We start from the raw sequence: 23,272 nt of genomic DNA, 5'->3' as shown, positions 1-23,272 counted from the left end.
GATTACTACCTGCGTTCGAGTCATTACTCAGAGTTTACGGAACTGGATGGTCGCGATCTCCCAGGAAGACAGGGGAAGGCGGACGGTGCCGTCGGTGACCTGCAGCGGAGCGCCGGGGCGGCCTCTGAGGTCGGTGTGGCGGGCCTCCTGGACAGTGGAGATGACCGCTTCCGTGGGGCTGGGGGTCATGGCGACGACGCGGAGCTCCAGCCAGCCGTCGCGGTCGCGCAGCGAGGTCATGACCACCCCGTCGCCCGTCACCGACAGGCCGGGGGCGGGCTGCGGCATGGGCAGGGAGCGGTCGCCGAGTCCCGGCACCACGAGCAGGTCGTGACGGAACGCCTCCGCATGGGGGACGACCTTCTCCCAGGACCCGAGGTACGGCATGAGCGCCAGGTTCACCGTCCGCAGCCCCCGCGACTGCGCCGCAGGAGTCGGCAGCTGAGGACCGGCCGGTTCGGGGCGAAGGGTGTTGCGGTTGCGGGAGAGGTAGCCGACCGAGCGCAGCAGGGTGAGCGCCAGCTCGTCGTCGTTCACCTCGTACTCGGTGACGTGCTCAAGGAGCGCGGCCACGCCGCCCGCGGCGACCCAGGAGGAGGCGGGGAAGGTGGGCAGCGGGGTCTCGCCGCAGCCGCCCTCGGAGGTCAGGGGCCGGGTGACGACCGCGAACTGCCCCTCCGCGTGCGACTCGGAGGCGGGCGTGGGCAGCGGCACGTGGAAGCGTACGCGGTGGTCGTCGCACCGGTTGTCGAACTCGACGCGCAGCCGGACGAACGGCTCGCCCGCGCGCAGCTCGACCCGCATGGTGACGACGATCTCCTCCATCTCGGCGCGCCGGTTGAGTGCGGGCACCTCGGGGATGCCTTCGATCGCCTCGGCGGCGGCGGGCCAGCGGTAGGTGCGGCGGACGTCCACGGCGGCGACGATCGGCCCGCTGAGGATCATCTCGGTCTCGACGCTCACCGGCTGGGAGACGACGAGGTCGGCGCGCGGCGGCGCGTAATTGTAGGTGTCGCCGACGTCGCCGCCGTCCACGATGCGGCCGGCGCCGGTGATCCTGGTGCCGTTGTCGCCGACGATGTCGAGCAGGCCGTCCTCGGCGATGGTGACGCGCACCAGCCCGTTGTCGAGCACCTGGGCGTCGCCGCGGACGGGCAGCGGGGCGTCGTCGGAGCGCAGCCAGCACGACGGGTGGTGCTCGCTGGGCAGCGGTTGCGGCGCGTCGGGGTCGTAGACCTCGTCGCGAGGGGCGGGCCTGACGGTGGTGTGGCCGAGCGGCGGCGCGGTGACGAGCGCGGCGACGGTACGGCGCTGCTCGGCCTCGATGCGGACCCGGGTGACGCCGTCGATGGCGGCCCGCAGGTCGTCCACGTCGAACACGACGGACGTCTCGCGCGCCACGGTGAAGGCCAGGGTGTCGCCGTCGACCTTCCAGTCGGTGATGTGCTGGCCGTACAGCTCGGTGCCGTGCACGAAGCTGAGCGCGACGGCCGGGTCCATCTCCTGGTCGAGCAGGAGCGTGGGGGCGTATTCGATGGGCTGGGTGGGCAGGGCCTCGCCGGTGGGGCCGGCGATGGGGTCGGTGCCCTCGACGTCGAGGATCACGACGCCGGAACGCGTCTGGGGCGTCGGGTTGACGATGACGACGGCGTCGGACGGCGCGGCCTCGGCGAGGCGGGCGGTCACCATGTCGCGAACGGCCTGCCCGAGGTGCTCGGCCTCGGCGATGCGGGCGGCGACCTGCTGGGCGGTGTCGTCCACGCCGCAGCCGGTGACGGAGTCGTGGCCGCTGGCGTCGACGAGCCGCCACCAGGCCATGTCGAGGAAGCGTCCTGGCCACTCCTCGCCCCAGAGCGCGGCGAGCGGCTCTGCGTAGCGCTCGACCATCCGCTCGGCGCGGCCCATGGCCTGCTTGACGTGGGCGCGCACGGAGATGACGCCGGGCAGGATGTTGGCGCGGGCGTGGGAGCGCAGCTCGCCGTGGACACGCGGCAGGCCGTCCACGTCGCCGGAGTACGCGCCGATGTAGCCGGACAGGGTGTCCATGCGGGCGCCGATGGCGGCCACCATCTCGGGCAGGCCGCGTACGGGGGCGGAGTGGTCGGTACCGTACATCGCGAGCAGCGACCCCTCGGGCCCGTGCCACTCGCGCATGGTCCTGACGAACGCCGCCGCCCGCTCCTTGAGCCCCTCGCTGTCGTGGAACAGGTGGGCCCCGTTGCCGTAGCCGCCGGCGGGCAGGTATTGGGTGCGGATCGCGGTGCCGTCGGGAGCGGTCCAGGCGAAGGCGTCGGTGGTGACGGAGGACGGCACGCCGCGGTAGACGCAGGCGTGCAGCAGCCCGGCCTTGCGCAGGATCTGCGGCATCTGGGCGGTGTGGCCGAACATGTCGGGCAGGTAGCCGACCGGCATGGCGCCGCCCAGCTTGTCCGCCCTGTCCATGCCGAGCTCCAGATTGCGGATGATGTTCTCGCCCGAGCACAGGAACTCGTCGAGCAGGATCTGCCACGGCCCCACGGCCAGCCGCCCGGCCTTGACCAGCGCGGCGATGCGGTCGCGGTTCTCCGGACGCACCTCCAGGTAGTCGTCCACGCAGGCGAGCTGGCCGTCGAGGGTGAAGTGGTAGTCGGGCTCGCGCTCCATGGTGTCGAGCACCTCGTCGAGCAGCGCCACCAGACGCAGCCTGAAGCGCTGGAAGGGCTCGTACCACTCCCGGTCCCAGTGGGTGTGCGGTACGACGACGATCTCCGTGCTCACGCTGCTTCCCCTCCAATGGGCAGTCCGTGCTGTACGGCGTAGCGGGCCGCGATCCGCTGTGCCGTGACGATGTCCTCGAGCCCGCCGCCCGCGTCGGTGAGCGGCGGCGTGCCATCGTTCACGTAAGCATGGAAGGCCGCCAGCTGTACCTCGAATGCCTCAGTCACCTCGCGCCATTCCGCACGGCTCTCGCCCGGGGTGACCACGGTGAGCGTGGTGGGGGCGTTCATGAGGTAGGGCGAGGGGAAGACCAGTTCGAGTGAGCCGCTGTCGTGGTGGATCGCGACGGTCTCGCGGTAGGCCGGGTAGTCCTCCAGGTAGTGCCAGCGGAGGGAGAACCGGCCGGTCTCGGGCAGGGGTCCGGAGATCTCGATGGAGCCGGGCGTCTCGCCCCACGTCTCGACGTACGAGATCTCGGCGGGCGAGCCGGTGAAGCGGCGCAGCAGCGACAGGTCGTGGCAGATGGAGCCGAGCGCGACGCCGTACAGGTCGCGTACGGCCTTCGGCGCGTCGGCGCCGAGCGCCTGGGAGGCCAGCTCGTCCTCGGCGGCCCGCAGCGAGGCCGGCAGCCCGGGGTCCACGTCGCGGGCCTGGGTCAGGTTGGCGAAGGCGAGCTGCGACTCCCCGCTCGGGTGCAGCACGGTCACCTCGACGGCCCTGATGGCGGCGGGCCCGCCCAGCTCGGCGAGCAGCTTCTCGGCGCGGCGCACGGCGGGGTCGTACTGCTTCATGTAGCCGACCATGAGCCGCCCTTCGGGCAGCGCCGCCACCTCGGCCCTGGTCAGGGCGAGCGGCTTCTCGCAGAGCACGGCGTAGCCGGCGGACAGCGCCTGCCGCACGGTCTCGCCGTGGGAGCCGGACGCGAGCACGACGACGGCCTCGAACCCGCCGTCGGCCAGCATGTCGGCGACCGCCGTGTAGCGCTTGCCCGCGCCCAGCCGATCGCCGACGGCGTCGGCCAGCGTCCGCGACAGGTCGCAGACGGCGACCACCTCGAACAGGTCGCGGCGGCGCGACAGCAGCGGCACGTAGACCGCCTGGGTGACGGCGCCGCAACCCACCAGCGCGATTCTCACAGTCCCAAGTCCTTCAGCTTCTGGCGGTTGGCCGCCTGGTCGGCGATGTTCTGGGCGACGCTGCGCCGCCCCGGGAGGGTGTCCTGCTCGACGATGACCCACCCGGAGTAGTCGATCTCGTCGAGGGTGCGGATGACGGCGGGCAGGTCGAGCTCGCCCTCGCCGAGGAGGGCGAAGCCGCCGCGGCCCATCAGCTCGCGCAGGTCCACGCCGTCGGCCAGGGCCTGGGCGAGGATCTTGGTGTCGCCGTCCTTGATGTGCACGTGGGTGACCCGGCTCGCCCACCTGCGCAGGCATTCGACCGGGTCTCCGCCGGCCAGCAGCAGGTGGCCGGTGTCCAGGCAGAGCTCGACGTCGGTCAGCTCCAGCAGCCGCTCGACGTCGTCGGGCGTCTCGACGTACGTGCCGAGGTGGTGGTGGTAGGCGGGCTCGAAGCCGCGCTCGCGGCACCGGTCGGTGGCCTGCTGGATGCGGGCGGCGTAGGCCGGCCAGTCGGCGGCGGCCAGGCCGGGAGCGTTCCCGCCGGGCCGCGCGAACCGCTCGGGCGTGCCGGGCGCGGCCAGCGTGGGCCTGGGCGCCAGGTCGCCCTCGGGGGCGGCGGCGAAGAAGTCGAGCGCGCTGTCCAGCCCGGCCAGGTCCTGCTCGAACGCCTCCGCGTCGTGGTAGCGCAGGTCAACCCAGCCGCCGGCGAGCAGCAGCCCGGCGCCGGACAGCCGCTCGGCCAGCTCGGAGCCGGTGCCGAGGTAGCCGATCGGCCCTGAGTCGATGCCCTCGTAGCCGGCGTCGGCCAGGGCGCGGACCATCTCGTCGGCGGTCAGCGGCGGCGGGGCGTCGCTTAGCTCGAACACGCCGAAGCTGACGGGGGCGTTCGCGACTTTCCTCACGCGCATAGCGCGATCACCTCGTTCTCGTGGGTTTCCAGCCGGTGCGGCCCGTCGATGGCCGGCAGCAGGGCGCGCTCGCCGCGGACGACCTGCCGGGTGCCGTCGGGGCGGACCAGGACCAGGCCGTCGGCGTCCAGCGCGAGCAGCTCGTCGCCGAGGCGCAGCAGGAGCGGCGCGTCGGGGCCCGCTGAGACGGCCGTGCGCCCGGCCTTGACGGCGTCCAGCACCGCGTCCGTGCCGGGGGCGGTGCCTTCGGCGAGCACCCAGGTCGTGGGCGCGCCCGGCAGGCCGTCGGAGCCGTGCCGGTGGAAGTCGCTGCCGCCGATCACGATGACGTCGTCGCGCCAGGCGTCGGCCCAGGCGAGCGGCGCGCCCCAGCGGCGGTCCCACCAGCCGGAGTGCCACACCTCGGCGACGCGGGGACGGCGCTCGATGGGCTGCAGCCAGGCGCAGTCGCCGCCGAGCGGATGGTTGATCGACATCACGCCGCCGGCGCGGTCGGCGTGGTCGTGCCAGGAGTCGACGGGCCGGCGGAAGTCCACCCAGCCGACGTCGCCGAACACGTTCGCATGGCCCCGGTCGGTGGTGACCTCCTGGCCGGGCAGCAGGTGGACGCCCCGATCGATCTTGCCGAGCCAGGGGTGGTGGCTGACCGTGTTGTGGTCGGTGACGGCGAGGAAGTCGAGGCCGCGCCCGTGGGCCAGCTCGGCCAGCTCGGCGATGGTCAGGCCGCCGTCGCTGTGCACGGTGTGGGCGTGGAAGTCGCCGGCGAACCAGCGCAGGCCGCCGACGTCGGGGATGTCCCTGCGGGGCGGGCGTTCGCCGTGCGGCGGCTCGGCGACGACGGGCTCCGGCGGGGCGGCGCGCTCGCAGGTGATGTCGAGCGTGTAGTCGAGGCCCTGCGGCGGGATGCGGTGCAGCCGCAGCCACACGTTCCAGGTGCCGGGCTCGGGCTCGCCCGGCAGGTAGCCGGGGGTGGCCCAGTCGCGGGTGATCGTGTACTCGTCGCGCGCGCCGCCCGACCAGCCGCGGAACCCGTCCGGTGCGCCGCAGCCGAGGTCGAGCACGCCCTGCGACCTGTCGTAGGACAGTTTCACGTGCACGGCGGCGGTGCCGGGCGGCACCTCGAACGGCACTTCGCGCAGGATCCGCTCCAGGCGGTCGTCCAGCGACCAGTGGCCGGTGGTCATACGAGCTCTCCGTTCCGGTAGACGAGCGCGCGGTCGCGGCGGGGCACGGCGAAGCCGTCGTCGCCGACGGCGGGCTCGCTGCCCTCGGGCACCACGGCCTGCACGTTCACGTCGTTGACGTCAAGGGTCACCAGGTGGGAGGCGCCCAGGTTCTCGACGATGGCCACCTTCCCGCCGAACGCCCCGTCGGCGGGCGCGGCGGAGTAGGCGAGGTATTCCGGACGTACGCCGTACACGATCTTCTCCCCGTCGGACAGCAGCCCCTCGGCCGAGTCGGGGACCGCGACCTTGCAGCCCGCCACGTCCAGCGTGTCACCTCGTACGGTGCCGTCGAGCAGGTTCATCGGCGTGGACCCGATGAACGCGGCGACGAACGTGTTGGCCGGCCGCTGGAACACCTCCGACGGCGTGCCGATCTGCCGGATGTGCCCGGCCTCCATGACGGCCATGCGGTCGGCCATGGCCAGCGCCTCGGCCTGGTCGTGGGTGACGAAGACGGTGGTGACGCCCAGCTCGCGCTGCAGTTTCTTGAGGAACGTCCTGGCCTCAAGCCGCAGCCGGGCGTCGAGGTTGGACAGCGGCTCGTCGAACAGGAACGCCTGCGCCTGCGTGGCCATCACCCTGGCCAGCGCGACGCGCTGCTGCTGCCCGCCCGAGAGCTGCCCTGGCCGCCGGTCCATCAGGTGCTCCAGCCCGAGCCGCGCGCCGACCTCGGCGGCCTTGTCGCGGCGGGTGTTCTTGGCGACCTTCTTGATGCGCAGCGGGTAGGCGATGTTGTCGGTGACGTCCATGTGCGGGAACAGCGCGTAGTCCTGGAACACCATGGCCACGTCCCGGCCGCCCGGCTGCACGCCCGTCACGTCGCGCTCGCCGATGACGACGGCGCCGCCGGTGGCGGTCTCCAGGCCGGCGATCGTGCGCAGCAGCGTGGTCTTGCCGCAGCCGGAGGGACCGAGCAGGGCGAAGAACTCGCCGTCGGGGATGGCCAGGTCGAGCGCGTCGAGCGCTGTCACCCCGCCCGGGTAGACCTTGGTCAGCCCGCGTAGTTCGATGGCGGCCATTAACGCTTGATCCCTCCGTGGAAGCGGAAGCCGTACTTCTTGCTGACGAACAGGTACATGAGGACCACCGGGATCGAGTAGAGCAGCCCGAACGTGGACAGCATGCTGAGGTTGGCCTGCCCGCCCTCGGTGTACAGCGTGTACGTGATCACCGCCGCCGGCTGCTTCTCCACGTCGCTGAGCAGCAGGTACGGCATCAGGAAGTTCCCCCACACGTTGGCCACGGCCCACACGGCGATGGTCGCGAGCCCGGGACGGACGAGGGGCACCACGACGTGCCGGACGATCTGCAGCGGCGTGGCCCCGAAGACGCGGGCCGACTCCTCGTACGACTTCGGCGTCGAGTCCATGAAGTCCTTGAGCATGAAGATCGCCGCGGGCAGCAGGCCGCCGGTCAGGATGAGGATGAGCCCCATCTGCGAGTCGATGAGGTTCAGCTCCACCGCGAGCTGGAACAGCGGCACCATGGCCGCCGTGCCGGTGATGATCGACGACAGCAGGAGCAGCCCGTACAGCAGGGCGTCGCGGCCGGGCAGCCGCACCCGGCTGAGCGCGTACGCGGCCAGCGCCGAGAAGATCACGACCAGCGCGGCGGTGCCGGCCGACAGCACGACGGAGTTCCACAGCGACGGCAGCGCGTACGGGTGCTCGATGACGGCCTGGAAGTTGTCCCAGGTGAAGTCGGGCAGCCGCACCTCGTAGGTGGGGTCGGAGGTGAAGGGCGCGGTGACCAGCCACAGCAGCGGGATCGTGAAGAACGCCAGCAGCACGGCGATCAGCGTGTAGAACCCGATGCGGCCCAGGACGAATCGCGTCATTTCTTGCTCCTGAGCAGCCGCAGGTAGAACACCGCCACGACCAGGTTGATGAGCAGGATGATCGTGGAGACGGCGGCGCCGTAGCCCAGCTCGCCGCCCTGCAGGGCCACCTTGTAGACGTGCACGGCGAGCACCTCGGACTTGCCGTCGGGGCCGCCGGCGGTGAGCAGGAACGGGCTGAAGTCGTTGAACGTCCACAGGCTGATGAGCAGCAGGTTCGTCAGGATGTGGCCCCTGATATGGGGGAAGACGACGTCCCTGAGCTGCTGCCAGCCGGAGGCGCCGGCCAGGCGGGCGCTCTCCAGGTGGGAGGGCGGCACGTTGCCGAGGGCGGCGCCGTACAACATCATCGAGAACGCGGTGCCGCGCCAGGTGTTGAACACGATGATCGACAGCATCGGGTGGTCGAGCAGCCAGGCCATGCCGGGCATGCCGAGCAGCGCGTTGAGCGTGCCGCCGTCGCGGTCGAGCAGCGCCACCCACAGGAACGCCACGATGGCGCTGGGCAGGATCCAGGCCAGGATGACCAGGCCCTCGACGACCCGCTTGAGCGGGCCGCGCTTGTCGCGCAGCAGCCAGGCGATGGTGAAGCCGAGCCCGACCTGCCCGATGACCGCCGAGCCCAGCACGAACTCGACGGTGAGCCAGGTCGAGCTCCAGAACGTCGGGTTCGCGACCGCGTCGAGGAGGTTGTCCAGCCCGACGAACTGCGGATCGGCGGCGGCGAGCCCGGTCAGGCGGTAGTTGGTCAGGCCGAGATAGAGCACCCACAGCGCGGGGAAGACGAGGAAGGCCGCGATGAGCAGCAGGGCTGGGGTCATGAAGACCCCGGCCCTGGCCTTGCCCAGGCCCGCCGCGTCCGAGCTGTAGCGGGCCTTGCCGCTCTCGGTCGCTACTTCAGGAGGCGATGTTGCCTGCGCCACCGACGATTCCCTCAAGCTTCTTCTGGTAGTCGGCCGCGGCCTGGTCGGGCGCGGTGCCGCCGGTGACCGCCGCGGTGGCCTCCTGCAGCGCCACCGACACCTGCGGGTAGACGGCGACCGGCGGGCGGTAGGCCGTCACCGGGAGCACCTTCTCCGAGATGTACGTCAGCAGCGGCTCTCCGGCCAGGATCTCCTTGTTGACGTCCGAGCGCGGGGCGACGCGCACGTTGCCGTCCTTGGTCTCCTCCTTCAGCGCCTCAGGGGAGAGGGTGAAGGCGGCCAGCTCGAAGGCCTCCTTGGGGTGCTTGCTGTTGGGGTTGACCGTGCGCAGCGCGCCGCCGGACATGCTGACGAAGTCCTGGCCGCGGATTCCCTTGCCGGGCTCGATGGCGGGGATCATCGCGTAGCCGACGACCTGGTCGCGGTCGGCCATCTTGGCGACGCCTGTCTTGGGGTTGACCACGCCGCGCCAGAAGTAGTCGCCCTCCATCAGGATGCCGATCTTGCCGTCGGCGAACTGCTGGAACGACTTGTCGCGGCCCTTGGCCTCCTGCTGGAGCTTGGGGTCGCCGAGGCCGCCGCCGTAGATCTTCTGGTAGAGGCCGAGGGCGTCCTTGAGCGGCTGGGACGCGCCGGTCCACTTGCCGTCCTTCTGCACCTCGCCGCCCGCGCCGGCGAGCAGCGGCAGCACGCCCTGCATGGAGGTGGCCTCGCCCATGGCGGTGCCGGCGTTGATCTGGATCGGCACGGGCACGCCCGAGCCCTTGAGCTTGGCGCCGGCGTCGAGGATCTCCTGCCAGCTCGTCGGCTGCCAGTCGGCGGGCAGCCCGGCCTTGGCGAAGAGGTTCTTGTTGAAGTAGAGGACACGGCCGTCGGTGCCGACGGGCAGCGCGTACTTCTTGCCGTTGAACTCGGTCATGCTCTGCACGGCTTCGGGGATCTGGCCCCAGCCGTCCCAGCTGTCGGCCTCGGGGCCGACCAGCTCCGACAGCGGCTTGAGGTAGCCGGCCTCGGCGAACTCGCCGGCCCAGATGCCGTCGATGTCGATGACGTCCGCGCCCTTGCCTGACTTGAGGTCGAGCGAGAGCTTGGTCTTGTACTGCTCGTCGTCGACGCCGCTGGGTACGAACTTGACCGTGACGTTCTTACCCTTGGCCTTCTGGGCCGCCTCGAACTTCGGGATCACCCAGTCGGCGACGAACTTCGCGGCGGCGGCGTTCTTGCCGCCCGCGATGGCGTTCTGGGTGATCGTCAGCTCGATGGCGTCGCCGCCTTCACCACCGCCGGAGGACTGGCCGCACGCGGCGAGCCCCAGACCGGCCGCGGTGATGACCGCGACCACACCCAATGACCGTTTCCGCAATGCCATGCAAACCCTCCGACGTGTCCATAAAGGGAGGCAGCCATGGGCCAATATGTCATGACATTCAGATGACGTAAAGACCTGGCCATGATCAAGGAAGTGCCCACATGCTGCGCCTTTTCCCAGGCAGGAGCGATCTTCACGTCCCGCGCCCGCAGAAGTGAGCGACGGGGTTTCGGACGGGGCACACAGCGCAACATAGCGGACATCCGAATGTCATGACAATATGCCATAGTGTCGAGGGTAAGCTCCGTCCCTGGAGGTGCTGTTGTACGACCTGATCACGATCGGCCGCTGCGGCGTCGACGTCTACCCGCTGCAGACCGGGGTCGGCCTGGCCGACGTCGAGACCTTCGGCAAGTTCCTCGGCGGCAGCCCCACCAACGTGGCCGTCGCCGCCGCTCGCCACGGGCTGCGCCCCGCCGTGATCACCGGAGTGGGGGCCGACCCGTTCGGCGACTACGTACGCCGGGCGATCCGCGGCTTCGGCGTGGACGACGCCTTCGTCAGCACCATCGAGGGCGCACCCACCCCCGTGACGTTCTGCGAGATCTTCCCGCCCGACCACTTCCCCATCTACTTCTACCGCGGTGAGCATCCGCCGGACCTGCGCATCGAGCCGTCCATGCTCGACCTCGGCGCGATCGCCCGCACCCCGCTGTTCTGGTTCTCGCTGACCGGGCTCAGCAAGGAGCCGAGCGCCGCTGCCCACGCCGCCGCGCTCGAGACGCGCACCTCCGGCTGGACCGTCTTCGACCTCGACTACCGGGCGAGCCTCTGGGAGTCGCGCGCGGCCGCCCACGAGGCCGCGCGGCGCGCGCTGCCGCACGCGAACGTGGCCGTGGGCAACCAGGAGGAGGTGGAGGTCGCGGTCGGCGTCCGCGACCCCGAGGCCGCCGCGCAGGCGCTGCTCGACGCCGGCGTACGCGTCGCGATCGTGAAGATGGGCCCCGAAGGCGTGTTCGCGCGCACCGCCGAGGAGAGCGCGCTGGTCGAGCCGATGAAGGTCGAGGTCGTCAACGGCATCGGCGCGGGAGACGCGTTCGGCGGCGCCGTCTGCCTCGGCCTGCTGCGCGGCTGGCCGCTCGAACGCACCCTGCGCTTCGCCAACGCCGCCGGCGCCTTCGTGGCCGCCCGCCTGGCCTGCGCCGACGCCATGCCCACCACGTCCGAGGTGGACGACCTGCTGAACGGGGCCCGCTCGTGAGCGACATCACGCTGCCCAAGGCGGCCGACTACGGGCGGCTCACCCGCATCCGCGCCACCAGCCCCGGCGAGATCGCCGCCGCCGCGGCCCGCAGGGAGCGGCGCGGCCTGCCCGGCGAGGGCGGGCGGCTGCTCATCATCGCCGCCGACCACCCGGCGAGGGGCGCGCTCGGCGTGCGCGACCGGCCGCTCGCCATGGCCAGCCGCATCGACCTGCTCGACCGGCTGCGCGTGGCGCTGGCCAGGCCCGGCGTGGACGGCATCCTGGCCTCCCCCGACGTCCTGGAAGACCTGCTGCTGCTCGGCGCCCTCGAAGGCAAGCTCGCCTTCGGCTCCATGAACAGGGGCGGCCTGGCGGGCTCGGTGTTCGAGCTCGACGACCGCTTCACCGGTTTCGACGCCGACTCCATCGACGCCATGCGGCTCGACGGCGGCAAGATGCTCTGCCGCATCGACCCGTCCGACCCCGCCACCGTCGCCACGCTGGAGTCGTGCGCGCGGGCGGTCAGCGACCTGGCCAGGCGGCGGCTGGTGGCGATGGTGGAGCCGTTCTGGTCGGGCCGTAACGAGTCGGGCGTCGTACGCAACGACCTGTCCCCCGACGCGGTGATCAAGGCCATCAGCATCGCCCAGGCGCTCGGCGTGACCTCCGCCTACACGTGGCTGAAGATCCCCGCCGTGGCCGAGATGGAACGCGTCATGGCCGCCACCACGCTGCCCGCGCTGCTCCTCGGCGGTGACCCGCCCGACATCGACGCCGCCTACGCCGACTGGCACCGCGCCCTGAGCCTGCCGGGCGTGCGCGGCCTGGTCGTCGGGCGCGCCCTGCTCTATCCCCCGGACGACGACGTGGCGGCCGCGGTCGACGGTGCCGCGGCCCTGGTGCGAGAGGTTCGTGCATGACCTACCTTCCTCACGGCAAAGCCGCCCGCGACCCCTGGACGGTGGAGGTCACCCCGTCCTTGGCCGGCTGGACGTACTCGGGGCTGCGGGTGACGGACCTGGGCGAGCGCCCGGTCACGTTCGAGACCGGCGATGAGGAGCTGCTCGTCCTGCCGCTGGCCGGCTCGTGCACGGTCACGATCCCCGGGCGGACGTTCGAGCTGGCCGGGCGCGCCTCCGTCTTCGACGGGCCGTCCGACTTCGCGTACGTGCCGATCGGCACCGAGGTGACGCTGACCGGCGCCGGCCGTGTCGCGCTGCCCTCGGCGCGCGCCACCCGCAGGTTCGACCCGCGCCACGTGCCCGCATCCGAGGTGCCCGTCGAGATCAGAGGGGCCGGCCAGGCCAGCCGCCAGGTCAACAACTTCTGCGCGCCCGACGCGTTCGAGTGCGACAAGCTGATGGCCGTCGAGGTGCTCACGCCCGGCGGCAACTGGTCCTCCTATCCGCCGCACAAGCACGACACGCCCAACCCGGGCGAGGCGGTGCTGGAGGAGATCTACTACTTCGAGGTCGCCGGTGACGGCCTCGGCTACCAGCGCGTCTACTCCTCCGAGCGGGGCCACATCGACACGCTCGCCGAAGTGGCCTCGGGTGACGTGGCGCTCATCCCGTACGGCTACCACGGCCCCTCCATGGCCGCGCCCGGCTACGACCTCTACTATCTCAACGTCCTGGCGGGCCCCATGGAGCAGCGGTCGATGGCGTTCTGCGACGACCCGCGCCACGCCTGGATCCGCTCCTCCTGGGCGGGCCAGGACATCGACCCCAGACTGCCGTTCGGGAGGACGTCATGATCCGGTTGACCGTCGCGCAGGCCGTCGTCCGCTTCCTGGCGCAGCAGTGGAGCGAGCGCGACGGCGTCGAACGCCGGTTCTTCGGCGGCGTCGTCGGCATCTTCGGCCACGGCAACGTGGCCGGCGTCGGCCAGGCGCTCGCCACCTCAGGCGACGAGCCGCCCTACTACCTCAGCCGCAACGAGCAGGCGATGGTCCACACGGCCGCCGCCTACGCCCGCGCGAGCAACCGCCTGTCCACGCTGGTGTGCACCACCTCGATCGGCCCCGGCGCCACCAACATGATCACCGGCGCGGCGGGCGCCACCATCAACCGGCTGCCCGTGCTGCTGCTGCCCGGCGACATCTTCTCCACCCGGGTGGCCAGCCCGGTGCTGCAGGAGCTGGAGGACCAGCGCTCCTTCGACGTCTCGGTCAACGACTGCCTCAAGCCGGTCTCCCGGTTCTGGGACCGCATCAACCGGCCAGAGCAGCTGCCGTCCGCGCTGCTCGCCGCCATGCGGGTGCTCACCGACCCGGCCGAGACCGGCGCGGTGACGCTGGCGCTGCCGCAGGACGTCCAGGCCGAGGCGTACGACTGGCCGGAGGAGCTGTTCGCCCGCCGCGTCTGGCACGTCCCGCGGCCCCGGCCGGAGCGCGCGGCGCTGGCCCGCGCCGCCGAGCTGCTCCGGTCGGCCGAGCGCCCGCTCATCGTGGCCGGCGGCGGCACCATCTACGGCGAGGCCACCGACGCCCTGCGCGCGTTCGCCGAGGCGCACGGCGTGCCGGTGGCCGAGACGCAGGCCGGCAAGGGCGCGCTGCCGTACGGGCATCCGCTCGCCGTCGGCGCGATCGGCGCCACCGGCACCACGGCGGCCAACGCGCTGGCCCGCGAGGCCGACGTGATCATCGGCGTCGGCACCCGCTACAGCGACTTCACCACCGCCTCCCGCACGATCTTCGCGCCCGGCGCCCGTTTCGTGAACGTCAACGTCACCGGCTTCGACGCGGCCAAGCTGTCCGGCCTGCAGCTCGTCGCCGACGCCCGCGAGGGGCTGAACGACCTGTCCGAGGCGGTCGCCGGCTGGAGCACCCCCGTCGGCTACCGCGGGCGCGCCGCCGAGCTCAACCGGGCCTGGGACGCCGCCGTGGACGCCGCGTACGCGGTGGAGCGCACCCCGATCTCGCAGGCCGCGCTGATCGGCGCGGTCAACGCGGCGGCCGGCGACGACGGCGTGGTGGTGTGCGCGGCCGGGTCGATGCCCGGCGACCTGCACAAGCTCTGGCGGCCCAGCGGCCCGGGCAGCTACCACGTCGAGTACGGCTACTCCTGCATGGGCTACGAGATCGCCGGCGGGCTCGGCATCAAGCGGGCCGTGCCGGAGCGCGAGGTGTTCGTGCTGGTGGGCGACGGCTCCTACCTAATGATGGCCCAGGAGCTCGTCACCGCCGTCGCCGACGGCGTCAAGCTCATCGTGGTGCTGGTCGACAACTCCGGCTTCGCCTCCATCGGGCGGCTGTCGGAGAGCGTCGGCGCCGAACGCCTCGGCACCGCCTACCAGGCAAGCGACGGCGGCCCGCTGCCCGTCGACCTCGCCGCCAACGCGGCCAGTCTCGGCGCGACCGTGCTGCGCCCCGAGTCGGTCGCCGACCTGCGCAAGGCACTCGACACGGCGCGGTCGGCGAGCGAGACCACGGTCATCTACGTGCCCACGGACCGCCTGGCCGACGACGTGCCCTCGTCCGAGGCGTGGTGGGACGTGCCCGTGGCGCAGGTCGCCACCACCGACGCGACGCGGACGGCCAAGGAGGAGTACGCGGCCGGCAAGCGCTCCCAGCACGCTCACCTGGCGCCGCCCGCCTAGCCATGATTGCCCCCGATCGGCCTGGGGAACTCCTCTGACCAGGCACGATCGGGGGGCGTGGGGATGAAGCCGTGGCGGCTGCTCGGGTGGATCGCGGTCGTCGCGGTGGTCCTGTTCTGTCTCCATCATCTGCGTACGGTGGCGCTGTCCATCGTCATCGGGGTCTTCCTGACGGCGCTGCTGGTGCCGCCTGCCCGCTGGCTCAGGTCGCGCGGCGCCGGGCCGGCCCTGGCCACCGCCGTCGTCTTCACCGGCGGCCTGGTGGTGGCCGGTGCGCTGTTCGCGCTGCTGGTGCCGCCCACCGTGGCCAGCCTGACGGAGCTGAGCGCGAGCGTCGGCAAGGTGCTCGACGACCTGCACCGGCTGGCGGTCCGGCTGGGGTTCGACGACCGGCAACTGCTCGCGCAGGCGCGCGACTACCTGTCCTCGCGCAACCGGCAGATCACCACCGGCGCGCTGGCCGGGGTCAGGACGGCGGGCGAGATCGTGGTCGGCGCGGTGCTGGCCGTCATCCTGTCCGTCTACTTCGTGCACTCCGGTGACCGGCTCTTCCCCTGGCTGACCGCCCTCGCACCCGCCGCCGCCCGGCCCAAGCTGGCCGAGACAGGGGCGCTCATCTTCACCGTCATCGGCCGCTACATCAGGGGCGTCGCCATCGTGGGGCTGGTCGACGGGTTCTGCATCGGCGTCGCGCTGTGGATCCTCGGGGTGCCGGTGGCGCTGCCGCTGGCGGTGCTGACGTTCGCGGGGGCGTTCCTGCCGGTGGTGGGGGCGTTCGTCGCCGGGCTGCTGGCCGCCGTGGTCGCGCTCGTCGCCAAGGGGTGGCTGGTCGCGCTGATCGTGGTCGCCGTGACCGTGGCCGTGCAGCAGCTCGAAGGGCACGTGCTGGCGCCGCAGATCTACGGCAAGGCGCTCGACCTGCCCGGCGCGGTGATCCTGGTGGCGATCGCGGTGGGCAGCGTGGTGGCCGGGATCGCGGGCGCGTTCCTGGCCGCGCCGGTGACCTCTGTCATCGTCGCCTTGCTCCACCGCGCCCGCGCCGCCGAAGAATCCGGCCCTCCCGGCCGAGAACCTCCGGGCGCCGGCCCGCTCGGCCCCGGCCCGACCGGCCCGACCAGCCCGACCGGCCCGCCTCCGCAGCCCGCGGGCCCGCACGGAGGACCGCAGGAAGGACCGCACGGAGGACCGCACGGAGGACCGCTCGGAGGACCGCTCGGCACATCCCGGCCCGGCCAGGAATCTCCAGGCCCCGGCCCCGGCGGTCAGGGGCCGGGCAGGCTGCGGCCGGTCACCGAGTGCTCGTGAGTGCCGTTCAGAGGAGGAGTTCGAGCTCCAGCTCGTGCCGGATCGGGATCCCATCCGCCTCGGCCGGGATGTCCGGCTTCAGCTCGCGCGCCCGATCCACCGCGTTCCGGTGCAGCGCGACCAGGTCGAACCCGTAGCGCTGGTAGAAGCGCAGCGCGTGGGTGTTGTCGTTCGTGGTGATCAGGGTGAGCCTGGACAGCCCCTGCGCGACCGCCACCGCCCGTACGGCGTCGAGCAGCGCCGCCCCGACCCCCTTGCCCGGCACGACGGCATTGATGGTGATGATCTCCAGCGAGCCGCCGCGGTCGGCGTACGTGAGCGCCCCCGCCACGTCCCCGTCCAGCTCGGCGACGAAGCCGGGCAGCGCGGCGGCGTCGATCAGCTCGCCGCTGCCCAGCGCCATCACGGTGGTGCCCGCCCAGCTCTCGGTGAGCACGCGGGCCACGACACGCTCGTCCTCAGGACCGATGGGACGCACGGATATCGACATGGCCCCCATTATGTGACGTATGCGATGGGTGACATTCGACTGTTACGGCACTTTGATCGACTGGCGGCACGGCATCCGCACCGGCGCCGAACTGGTCGCCCCGGGGCGGGGCGAGCGGCTGCTGGAGGCGTACACGCGGCACGAGCCCGAGGTGCAGACCACGAAGCCGGTGCTGCGCTACCGGGCCGTGCTGGCCGAGACGCTGCGCAGGGCGTGCGCCGAGGAGAAGGTGGACCTGGTCCCCGACGACGCCTCGATCCTGGGCGAGACGATCCCGTACTGGCCGCCGTTCCCCGACGTCGCGGCCGGCCTGGCGGAGCTGCGCGCGGCGGGCTGGCGGCTCGCGCTGCTCACCAACTGTGACCGCGACCTGGTGGCCGGTGCGCTGCGGCGGCTGCCGGTGCCGTTCGAGGCGGTGGTGACGGCGGAGGAGGCGGGGGCGTACAAGCCGGAGCTCGCGCACTTCGAGGTGTTCAGGAGCGCGTACGAGCCGGAGGCATGGGTGCACGTGGCCCAGAGCTACTTCCACGACCAGGTGCCCGCGCACCGGCTCGGCCTGCCGCGCGTGTGGATCAACCGGCTCGGCCAGGAGCCGGAGGACCCGTCGGTGATCCAGCGCGTCCAGCCCGACCTGCACGGCCTGCGCGCCGCCGTCGAGGCCGCGTACGCCGAGGCGGCCCGCTAGGAACGCTGATCGAGGACGTCGGCGATGCCCGCGAGGAACGAGTCGACGTCCGCGATCACATAGCCGGCCCTGAACAGCACGGTCGAGAACTTCGCCGTCCGCACCTCCTTGGCCGTCACCGGGTAGTCGGTCGTGCCGCGCAGCGTGGCCACGATGCGGTCGAGGAAGGCGTCCACCTCGTCCTCGTTGTAGCCGGTGCCCATGCGGCCCGAGCGGAAGCCGACCCGTTCGACGCGGGCGGCCTGCGTCTCGAACCACTCCTCGCGCAGCATGTCGCCGGTCGGCTCGGCCATGGCGAGCCGGACGGGCCGCTTGGCCTGCGTCTCCAGCGCCACCACGAACGCCTCCAGCGCGAAGTCCACCGCGGTCTCCTGGTAGCCGCCGCGCACGGCGCGGAACGTTGCGCTGCGCACCTCATCGGCGGTGACGGGCTCCAGGAGGTGGGAGCCCCGGCCCAGGGTCGACTCGATCCGCCCGATCAGAGCGTCGACCTCGACGGGGTCATAGCCTGAACGCATGCCCATGACGCGTGGAAAGCGGTTCAAGCCTCACTCCTCTTGAGATGTGCTGGGGTGTCTCCATTGTCGGACCTTTATCCCGGCCCTGCGACCCGACATATACGGTTACAGGATCATGCGTCTGTCCAGAGTCTCCTTCCGATATCGAAGACGTGACCCGCTCGTCATCGAAGAAGCCGACGCACGTCTCGCGCCGGGCGACCTGATCGAGCTGACCGGCGCCAACGGTGCGGGCAAGTCCACGCTGCTGCGCCTGCTCGCCGGGCTCGCGAAGCCCACGTCGGGTGCGATCACCGAACGGCCGGCGGTCGTCGGCTTCGCCCCCGACCGGTTTCCCACCGGGCAGCCGTTCACGGTGACCGCGTACCTGCGGCACATGTCCCGCGTACGCGGCGGCGCCCGCTGGGAGCCCTGGGCCGAGCGCCTGAACATGGGCCACCTGCTCGGCGCCGCGCTCGGCGACCTGTCGAAGGGCAGCGCCCACAAGGTGGGCCTGGCGCAGGCGCTGATGGCCGAGCCGGGGCTGCTGATCCTGGACGAGCCGTTCGCCGGCCTCGACGCCGACACGCGCGCGGCGCTGCCCGCGATCGCCGCCGAGGTGGCCGGGCGGGGCGGCATCGTCATCGCCTCCGACCACCAGGGCGGGCTGCGCGACCTGCCCGGCCTGCGGCAGTGGGCCATGATGGACGGCCACCTCAAGGAGGGCACGGCCGCCCCCGCCGCCGTGCCCGCCCACGCCACCGTGGCGGTCACGCTGCCCGCCGACGAGGTGCCGGGCTTCCTGGCCAGGATGCGCGAGGACGGCTACGCGGCCCGCAGGATCGAGGAGAGCCCATGATCGCGCTGGCCGTCTACCGTGTCGCCGGCTACGTCCGCTCGCACCGGGTCTACCAGGCGCTGCTGCTCACCCTGGCCATGCTGGCGATCCTGCACGGCAGCAGGGCCCCTCGCGGCGAGGAGGCCTCCGTCCTGGCCGACGGGGCCGTACTGCTGATCCCCGTCCTCGCCTGGGCGGCCCGCAGCCTGCTCGACACGGAGCCCGACCGGCAGCGGGAGATGTCGGCCGTCCAGGTCGGCGGGTGCGGCAAGGAGGTGGCCGCGGGACTGCTGGCGGCGTTCGCGGCGTGTGCGGTGTTCGCGGCACTCGCCCTGCTCTGGGCCCTCCTGTTCGGCGTCACAGAGCGCCCCTCGTCGGGCGTGCTGGCGGCGGCAGTCCTCCTGTACGGAGTGTCGGCCCTGACCGGCACCGCCCTGGGCGCCCTCACCAGCAGGGCCGTGCTCCCCTCACCGGCCATCTCGATCATGGCCCTGGTGCTCGGCTATCTGGCCATGCTCCTGCTCAGCGCCACTGCCCCGGCCTGGCTCACCGTGCCGCTGATCGGCTGGATGAAAGCCGCGAACGCCGGCGAACTGGTGACCCGCCTGCCGGAGCTGGGCGCGATCTCCCTGGCGTGGTGCGCCCTCGCGCTGACCGCCTATACCTGGCTCCGCCGCACCCGTACGTAACCTCGGACGACCGACCAGGCCCCACCCCGCACGGGCCCGCGCCGCGCTTTCCCGCACGGGCCGGTTTCTGTGCGGGCCGGGTCTCTGTGCGGGCCGGGTCTCTGTGCGGGAGTTGGGCGGGTCTTCATTCGGCGGCGGCGAGCTGGCCGCAGGCGCCGTCGATCTCGCGGCCGCGCGTGTCGCGGACGGTCACCGGCACACCGTGGAACTCCAGCCGCCGCACGAACGCCCGCTCGTCCTCCGGCCGGGAGGCCGTCCACTTGGAGCCGGGGGTCGGGTTGAGCGGGATCAGGTTGACGTGCACCAGCTTGTTCTTGACCAGCTTGCCGAGCAGGTCGGCCCGCCACTCCTGGTCGTTGACGTCCTTGATCAGGGCGTACTCGATGGACACCCGCCGCTTGGTCCGCGCCGCGTACGCCCACGCGGCGTCGAGCACCTCGGCGACCTTCCACCTCGTGTTGATCGGCACCAGCGTGTCGCGCAGCTCGTCGTCGGGCGCGTGCAGCGACAGCGCCAGCGTGACCGGCAGCCCCTCGTCGGCGAGCTTGCCGATGGCCGGCACCAGCCCCACGGTGGAGACGGTGACGCCGCGCGCGGAGATGCCGAGCCCGTGCGGCGCGGGCTCGACCAGCCGCCGCACCGCCCCGATGACCTGCTTGTAGTTGGCCAGCGGCTCGCCCATGCCCATGAACACGACGTTGCTGACCCGCCCGGGCCCGCCGGGCACCTCGCCCGCCGCCAGGGCCCTGGCCCCCGCGACGACCTGCTCGACGATCTCGGCGGTCGACATGTTCCTGGTCAGGCCGGCCTGGCCGGTGGCGCAGAACGGGCAGTTCATGCCGCAACCGGCCTGCGACGACACGCACATGGTGACCCGGTCGGGATAACGCATGAGCACCGACTCCACCAGCGCTCCGTCGAAGAGCTTCCACAGCGTCTTACGCGTGGTGCCGCCGTCGGTGGTCAGCTCTCTGACCGGCGTCAGCAGGTCGGGCAGCAGCGTGGCCAGCTTGTCTCGCGCCGCCGCGGGCAGGTCGGTCATCGCCTGCACGTCGGTGGTGAGGCGCTCGAAGTAGTGGCGCGAGAGCTGGTCGGCGCGGAACGCCTTCTCGCCCAGCTCGGTGACCGCCGCCCGCCGGTCGGCCATCGACAGGTCGGCCAGGTGCCGGGCGGGCTTGGCCCGTCGCGGTGCGACGAAGGTGAGCTGACCAGGAGGCTGGGACACTGTGCTGCCTTTGCTTGAGGGGTTTGCGACCAGGGTAGTGAACGTTCGGATCGGAGGTGGAATTCCTGGTCACTGTGAGGCTCGCGTCCTGGTCTCCGGCCGATCTACAGTCATCTCGTATGGCGATTTTTCGGTCGGCATCTGGCGAGGGTGGCACCGAGGTCGTGCTCGCCGCCGGCAACCCGTACGGGAGCCGGACGCTCGTCGTCGAGCGGGACGAGGACTCCTCGGTAGCTTACCTGTGCTCGCCCGACGGCACGGTCCACGGGGCCGTGTGGCTGGCCAACCATCGTCCCGCGCCGCTGGTCGTCGACCTGGCCCGCATCAACGCAGGCCGCCCGCCGCTCATGCCGCGCCCCAACACGCTGCACCCCGACGGCCGCCGCCCGCTGGGGCAGCTGAGCCCGCTGTGGTTCGAGGAGGGCGACGGCGTGGCGCTCTATGAGGACGACGAACTGCTCGCGGTCATCCCCGGCTGGGCAGACATGAGCCGCGGCATGCCGGGGTACGCGCGCGACGCGGTGGGAGAGTCGCCGTTCGCCTGGGCGCTGTCGGAGGCGCTCGAAGGGCTGCGGCCCCGTATCTCGAACGCCAGATCCTACTGGCGCTGGCGGCACAGCGAGGGGTCGTGGCCGTCGTTCCAGCAGTTCGTGATGGGTCACCTCGACGAGGTGCTGGGCCCGGCGGGCCGCTACTGGGACGCCAGCGGCGAGCGGCTGCCGACCGTCGGCATCACCGAGCGGCCGCCGCACGGCGAGCGCGGCTTCACCGTGCTGTCGACGGTGGGGATGAGCTGCCAGCGCATGCCGACGGTCGAGCAGTGGATCGACCGGCCCGGCGCGTACGCGAGGGTCGAGCTGGCCGTGGCCACCCGCGACGACCCGCGCGACGCGGCGCTGCTGCTGGTGTGGTTGTGTCAATATCCGTGGCATTCGGTGACCTGGCTGGGCCACGGCCACACGGCCAAGTGGTATCACGAGCCGGCGACGTTCCCGCTGGGCCCGCAGTACTCGGGGGTGCTCATGCAGGCCAACCCACCCCACATGCCTGACATGTCAGGATTCGCATTCGGGGGTGAGGCCGTCCGCTGGCTCTGGCTCTCCCCCATCACCGTCCAGGCGATGCAGGCCCACCAGCACTGAGCTAGAAGAAGATCGTCATCAGCAGCCAGACCGGCACCAGCGTCGTCACCAGCGAGTCGAGCCGGTCCATCAGCCCGCCATGCCCCGGCAGGATCGTCCCCAGGTCCTTGATGCCGAGATCCCGCTTGATCATCGACTCGATCAGGTCGCCCACGGTCGCGAGCAGCGCACCCAGCGTCCCGATCAGCGCGCCCTGCCACAGCTCGCCGCCCAGCAGCCAGGTCACCAGCCAGCCTCCGACCGCGATGCAGGCCACCAGCGAGCCCGCCAGCCCCTCCCAGGTCTTCTTGGGGCTGATCGCCGTGAGCTGGTGGCGTCCGAACAGCACGCCGGCGATGTAGCCGCCGATGTCGCTCGCCACCGTCACCGCGATGAAGATCAACACCCGGTGGCTGCCGTCGTCGGGCTTGAGCAGCAGCGCCACGAACGCGCTCAGCATCGCCGGGTAGAACAGCGTGAACACCGACGCCGACGCGTCGCGTACGTAACCGTCGGTGCCGGCGCTGAACATCCGCCAGATCAGCAGCACGAACGCGAACACCGCGAACGCCGCCAGCATCCACAGCGGCCCGCCCCAGTAGGCGCCGGCCTGCATCGCCACCAGCCCCACCAGCACCGGCGGAACGGGAACCGCGATGTCACGGGTGGCGAACGCCCTGGTCAGCTCGACCACACCGACGCCCACGCAGCCCACCACGACCAGGAGGAACAGCTCCTTGACCGTGTAGATGGTGCCGAGGACCAGCGCGCCCAGCACCACCCCGACCGCGATCGCGGCAGGCAGGTTCCTTCCGGTACGGCTGCCGCCGCTCGAGCTGGTGCCAGCCGTACGTTCTTCCACAGACTTCTCCATATGCCACGGCCCCCGCCGTCAGCGGCGAGGGCCGCAGTGCAGACCCGCTACGTGAGACGGCCCGCAGGACGCGGCCCGCCGTGCGGCGCGCCGCTCAGACCTCGAGCAGTTCGGCTTCCTTGTGCTTGAGCAGCTCGTCGATCTTGGCGACGTGCTTCTGGGTGAGGTCGTCGAGCTCCTTCTCGGCCCGCCTGACCTCATCCTCGCCCGCCTCGCCGTCCTTGATCATCTTGTCGAGGACCTCTTTGGCGGAGCGGCGGATGTTGCGCACCGACACCTTGGCGTGCTCGCCCTTGCTCCTGGCGACCTTGATGTACTCCTTGCGGCGCTCCTCCGACAGCTCGGGGAACGTCACGCGGATCACCTGGCCGTCGTCCGTGGGGTTGACGCCGAGGTCGGAGTCGCGGATGGCCTTCTCGATCGCGCCCATCGAGCTCTTGTCGTAGGGCTGGATGAGGACCATGCGAGCCTCGGGCACGTGGAAGGACGCCAACTGCTGGATCGGCGTCGGCGTGCCGTAGTACTCGGCGTTGATCTTGTTGAACATCGAGGGGGTGACGCGGCCCGTACGGATGGAGGCGAAGTCCTCCTTCGCCACCGATACGGCCTTGTCCATTTTTTCCTCGGCTTCGAGGAGGGTTTCGTCGATCACAGCGGCTCCCTGTCTTCTAGCTGGCGGTGTCGGGC

22 protein-coding genes are annotated in these 23,272 nt (G+C 71.7%); 9 read left to right on the top strand and 13 right to left on the bottom strand.

Annotation, left to right across the window (positions count from 1 at the left end; genetic code table 11):
- Positions 1 to 27: 27 nt before the first annotated feature.
- The 8 genes from ABZW11_RS27535 to ABZW11_RS27500 are packed head-to-tail and all read right to left on the bottom strand — an operon-like array spanning position 28 to position 10,078.
- Positions 28 to 2,757, bottom strand: coding sequence for a glycoside hydrolase family 38 C-terminal domain-containing protein (locus ABZW11_RS27535; protein ID WP_355422733.1), 2,730 nt, complete (start codon positions 2,755 to 2,757; stop codon positions 28 to 30).
- Complete coding sequence (locus tag ABZW11_RS27530) at positions 2,754 to 3,833, bottom strand: Gfo/Idh/MocA family oxidoreductase (RefSeq protein WP_355422730.1); 1,080 nt, start codon at positions 3,831 to 3,833, stop codon at positions 2,754 to 2,756. Before ABZW11_RS27530 ends, ABZW11_RS27535 begins: the two co-directional genes overlap by 4 nt.
- On the bottom strand, positions 3,830 to 4,723 hold the full coding sequence (locus tag ABZW11_RS27525; RefSeq protein WP_355422728.1) for a TIM barrel protein: 894 nt from the start codon (positions 4,721 to 4,723) through the stop codon (positions 3,830 to 3,832). Before ABZW11_RS27525 ends, ABZW11_RS27530 begins: the two co-directional genes overlap by 4 nt.
- Complete coding sequence (locus tag ABZW11_RS27520) at positions 4,714 to 5,907, bottom strand: CehA/McbA family metallohydrolase (RefSeq protein ID WP_355422725.1); 1,194 nt, start codon at positions 5,905 to 5,907, stop codon at positions 4,714 to 4,716. The genes ABZW11_RS27525 and ABZW11_RS27520 overlap by 10 nt, the downstream gene beginning before the upstream one ends.
- Positions 5,904 to 6,968, bottom strand: a complete 1,065-nt coding sequence (locus ABZW11_RS27515) for an ABC transporter ATP-binding protein (protein ID WP_345398051.1) — start codon at positions 6,966 to 6,968, stop codon at positions 5,904 to 5,906. The genes ABZW11_RS27520 and ABZW11_RS27515 overlap by 4 nt, the downstream gene beginning before the upstream one ends.
- Positions 6,968 to 7,786: a carbohydrate ABC transporter permease gene (locus ABZW11_RS27510; RefSeq protein ID WP_355422722.1), complete on the bottom strand. Its 819-nt coding sequence runs from the start codon at positions 7,784 to 7,786 to the stop codon at positions 6,968 to 6,970. Before ABZW11_RS27510 ends, ABZW11_RS27515 begins: the two co-directional genes overlap by 1 nt.
- Entirely contained in the window at positions 7,783 to 8,709 is a 927-nt protein-coding gene (locus tag ABZW11_RS27505) for a sugar ABC transporter permease (RefSeq protein ID WP_355422719.1), read from the bottom strand. Before ABZW11_RS27505 ends, ABZW11_RS27510 begins: the two co-directional genes overlap by 4 nt.
- Positions 8,684 to 10,078, bottom strand: coding sequence for an extracellular solute-binding protein (locus tag ABZW11_RS27500; protein ID WP_355422716.1), 1,395 nt, complete (start codon positions 10,076 to 10,078; stop codon positions 8,684 to 8,686). The genes ABZW11_RS27505 and ABZW11_RS27500 overlap by 26 nt, the downstream gene beginning before the upstream one ends.
- A gap of 262 nt (positions 10,079 to 10,340) precedes the next feature.
- On the opposite strand from ABZW11_RS27500, the gene iolC reads away from it, so the two are divergent.
- The 5 genes from iolC to ABZW11_RS27475 all read left to right on the top strand — a co-directional run bounded on the left by iolC (position 10,341) and on the right by ABZW11_RS27475 (position 16,166).
- Positions 10,341 to 11,279: a 5-dehydro-2-deoxygluconokinase gene (gene iolC, locus ABZW11_RS27495; protein WP_355422713.1), complete on the top strand. Its 939-nt coding sequence runs from the start codon at positions 10,341 to 10,343 to the stop codon at positions 11,277 to 11,279.
- 11 nt (positions 11,280 to 11,290) lie between these two features.
- Entirely contained in the window at positions 11,291 to 12,181 is an 891-nt protein-coding gene (locus tag ABZW11_RS27490; RefSeq protein WP_355422855.1) for a deoxyribose-phosphate aldolase, read from the top strand.
- Entirely contained in the window at positions 12,178 to 13,017 is an 840-nt protein-coding gene (gene iolB / locus ABZW11_RS27485) for a 5-deoxy-glucuronate isomerase (RefSeq protein ID WP_355422710.1), read from the top strand. The genes ABZW11_RS27490 and iolB overlap by 4 nt, the downstream gene beginning before the upstream one ends.
- On the top strand, positions 13,014 to 14,861 hold the full coding sequence (gene iolD, locus ABZW11_RS27480) for a 3D-(3,5/4)-trihydroxycyclohexane-1,2-dione acylhydrolase (decyclizing) (RefSeq protein WP_355422707.1): 1,848 nt from the start codon (positions 13,014 to 13,016) through the stop codon (positions 14,859 to 14,861). Before iolB ends, iolD begins: the two co-directional genes overlap by 4 nt.
- 63 nt (positions 14,862 to 14,924) lie before the next feature.
- On the top strand, positions 14,925 to 16,166 hold the full coding sequence (locus tag ABZW11_RS27475) for an AI-2E family transporter (RefSeq protein WP_355422852.1): 1,242 nt from the start codon (positions 14,925 to 14,927) through the stop codon (positions 16,164 to 16,166).
- A 7-nt stretch (positions 16,167 to 16,173) separates the two neighbouring features.
- Here the strand turns inward: ABZW11_RS27475 and ABZW11_RS27470 are convergent, their stop codons facing one another.
- Positions 16,174 to 16,656 (bottom strand): GNAT family N-acetyltransferase, encoded by a 483-nt coding sequence (locus ABZW11_RS27470; RefSeq protein ID WP_355422704.1) that lies wholly within the window; start codon positions 16,654 to 16,656, stop codon positions 16,174 to 16,176.
- Between the two features lie 19 nt (positions 16,657 to 16,675).
- Here ABZW11_RS27470 and ABZW11_RS27465 point away from each other — a divergent pair, with 19 nt between their 5' ends.
- Positions 16,676 to 17,341, top strand: coding sequence for an HAD family hydrolase (locus ABZW11_RS27465; protein WP_355422701.1), 666 nt, complete (start codon positions 16,676 to 16,678; stop codon positions 17,339 to 17,341).
- Here ABZW11_RS27465 and ABZW11_RS27460 read toward each other — a convergent pair.
- Positions 17,338 to 17,886, bottom strand: coding sequence for a DivIVA domain-containing protein (locus ABZW11_RS27460; RefSeq protein WP_355422698.1), 549 nt, complete (start codon positions 17,884 to 17,886; stop codon positions 17,338 to 17,340). The two genes, ABZW11_RS27465 and ABZW11_RS27460, sit on opposite strands and share 4 nt — an antisense overlap.
- Before the next feature lie 88 nt (positions 17,887 to 17,974).
- Here ABZW11_RS27460 and ABZW11_RS27455 point away from each other — a divergent pair, with 88 nt between their 5' ends.
- Together ABZW11_RS27455 and ABZW11_RS27450 are read left to right on the top strand one after the other, a co-directional pair.
- The gene (locus ABZW11_RS27455; RefSeq protein ID WP_355422695.1) at positions 17,975 to 18,697 is read left to right on the top strand and encodes an ATP-binding cassette domain-containing protein; all 723 of its coding nucleotides are present in this window, start codon (positions 17,975 to 17,977) and stop codon (positions 18,695 to 18,697) included.
- The gene (locus ABZW11_RS27450; protein WP_355422692.1) at positions 18,694 to 19,365 is read left to right on the top strand and encodes a hypothetical protein; all 672 of its coding nucleotides are present in this window, start codon (positions 18,694 to 18,696) and stop codon (positions 19,363 to 19,365) included. The genes ABZW11_RS27455 and ABZW11_RS27450 overlap by 4 nt, the downstream gene beginning before the upstream one ends.
- Positions 19,366 to 19,489: 124 nt before the next feature.
- Here the strand turns inward: ABZW11_RS27450 and rlmN are convergent, their stop codons facing one another.
- Entirely contained in the window at positions 19,490 to 20,590 is a 1,101-nt protein-coding gene (gene rlmN, locus ABZW11_RS27445; RefSeq protein WP_355422689.1) for a 23S rRNA (adenine(2503)-C(2))-methyltransferase RlmN, read from the bottom strand.
- A 119-nt stretch (positions 20,591 to 20,709) separates the two neighbouring features.
- Between rlmN and ABZW11_RS27440 the strand changes: the two genes are divergently transcribed.
- Positions 20,710 to 21,732 (top strand): suppressor of fused domain protein, encoded by a 1,023-nt coding sequence (locus ABZW11_RS27440; protein ID WP_355422686.1) that lies wholly within the window; start codon positions 20,710 to 20,712, stop codon positions 21,730 to 21,732.
- 1 nt (position 21,733) lies between these two features.
- On the opposite strand, the gene ABZW11_RS27435 is transcribed toward ABZW11_RS27440, so the two are convergent.
- A complete protein-coding gene (locus ABZW11_RS27435) occupies positions 21,734 to 22,573 on the bottom strand; it encodes a phosphatidate cytidylyltransferase (RefSeq protein WP_355422683.1) in 840 nt (279 codons plus the stop codon).
- 106 nt (positions 22,574 to 22,679) lie between these two features.
- Positions 22,680 to 23,237, bottom strand: coding sequence for a ribosome recycling factor (frr, locus tag ABZW11_RS27430; RefSeq protein ID WP_355422681.1), 558 nt, complete (start codon positions 23,235 to 23,237; stop codon positions 22,680 to 22,682).
- Between the last annotated feature and the right edge of the window lie 35 nt (positions 23,238 to 23,272).

The sequence above is a fragment of the Nonomuraea sp. NPDC004580 genome, from assembly GCF_040609855.1.
GTDB classification, from domain to species: Bacteria; Actinomycetota; Actinomycetes; order Streptosporangiales; family Streptosporangiaceae; genus Nonomuraea; species Nonomuraea salmonea.
Note: the sequence above shows the minus strand (reverse complement) of the source record. Positions and strands in the feature narration are given on the sequence as shown.

What these genes read in the sequence shown, in the direction of transcription:
- ABZW11_RS27525 (WP_355422728.1), bottom strand. Translation starts at nt 4,723, where the DNA reads ATGCGCGTGAGGAAAGTCGCGAACGCCCCCGTCAGCTTCGGCGTGTTC.
- ABZW11_RS27520 (WP_355422725.1), bottom strand. Translation starts at nt 5,907, where the DNA reads ATGACCACCGGCCACTGGTCGCTGGACGACCGCCTGGAGCGGATCCTG.
- ABZW11_RS27515 (WP_345398051.1), bottom strand. Translation starts at nt 6,968, where the DNA reads ATGGCCGCCATCGAACTACGCGGGCTGACCAAGGTCTACCCGGGCGGG.
- ABZW11_RS27470 (WP_355422704.1), bottom strand. Translation starts at nt 16,656, where the DNA reads ATGTCGATATCCGTGCGTCCCATCGGTCCTGAGGACGAGCGTGTCGTG.
- ABZW11_RS27450 (WP_355422692.1), top strand. Translation starts at nt 18,694, where the DNA reads ATGATCGCGCTGGCCGTCTACCGTGTCGCCGGCTACGTCCGCTCGCAC.
- iolB (WP_355422710.1), top strand. Translation starts at nt 12,178, where the DNA reads ATGACCTACCTTCCTCACGGCAAAGCCGCCCGCGACCCCTGGACGGTG.
- ABZW11_RS27465 (WP_355422701.1), top strand. Translation starts at nt 16,676, where the DNA reads ATGCGATGGGTGACATTCGACTGTTACGGCACTTTGATCGACTGGCGG.
- ABZW11_RS27455 (WP_355422695.1), top strand. Translation starts at nt 17,975, where the DNA reads ATGCGTCTGTCCAGAGTCTCCTTCCGATATCGAAGACGTGACCCGCTC.
- ABZW11_RS27510 (WP_355422722.1), bottom strand. Translation starts at nt 7,786, where the DNA reads ATGACGCGATTCGTCCTGGGCCGCATCGGGTTCTACACGCTGATCGCC.
- ABZW11_RS27475 (WP_355422852.1), top strand. Translation starts at nt 14,925, where the DNA reads ATGAAGCCGTGGCGGCTGCTCGGGTGGATCGCGGTCGTCGCGGTGGTC.
- ABZW11_RS27500 (WP_355422716.1), bottom strand. Translation starts at nt 10,078, where the DNA reads ATGGCATTGCGGAAACGGTCATTGGGTGTGGTCGCGGTCATCACCGCG.
- iolD (WP_355422707.1), top strand. Translation starts at nt 13,014, where the DNA reads ATGATCCGGTTGACCGTCGCGCAGGCCGTCGTCCGCTTCCTGGCGCAG.
- ABZW11_RS27440 (WP_355422686.1), top strand. Translation starts at nt 20,710, where the DNA reads ATGGCGATTTTTCGGTCGGCATCTGGCGAGGGTGGCACCGAGGTCGTG.